Source organism: Campylobacter sp. 2018MI10 (genome assembly GCF_018501175.1).
Taxonomy (GTDB): Bacteria; Campylobacterota; Campylobacteria; order Campylobacterales; family Campylobacteraceae; genus Campylobacter_E.
This window is the reverse complement of record NZ_JAHCZD010000145.1, coordinates 1-382: the sequence shown is the minus strand read 5'-3', so window position 1 is coordinate 382 and position 382 is coordinate 1. Positions and strand designations below refer to the sequence as shown.

Sequence of the window (382 nt, the reverse complement as noted above, 5' to 3'; positions counted from 1 at the left end):
CTGCATGCATTCTAGCAAAACCTGAACGGCGTTCTAAGATAAAATCTTTTGCAAAAACACCATTTTGTATATCTTTTAAAACACCTTTCATCGCTTTTTTAGTCTCTTCAGTGATAATCTTTGGCCCTGTGATGTAATCGCCGTATTCTGCAGTATTTGAAATAGAATAACGCATATCTGCAATACCACCTTGATAAATCAAATCCACAATGAGTTTCATCTCATGCAAACACTCAAAATAAGCCATTTCAGGTTCATAACCTGCTTCAACCAAAGTTTCAAAACCTGCTTGAATCAAAGCACTAAGTCCACCACAAAGCACAGCTTGCTCACCAAAAAGATCTGTTTCTGTTTCGGCTTTAAAGGTTGTTTCTATAATACC

1 pseudogene is annotated in these 382 nt (G+C 36.6%); it reads right to left on the bottom strand.

The annotated features are described in order from the left end of the window. Positions 1–382: pseudogene (locus KJR01_RS10070) on the bottom strand (ketol-acid reductoisomerase); the annotation flags it as partial.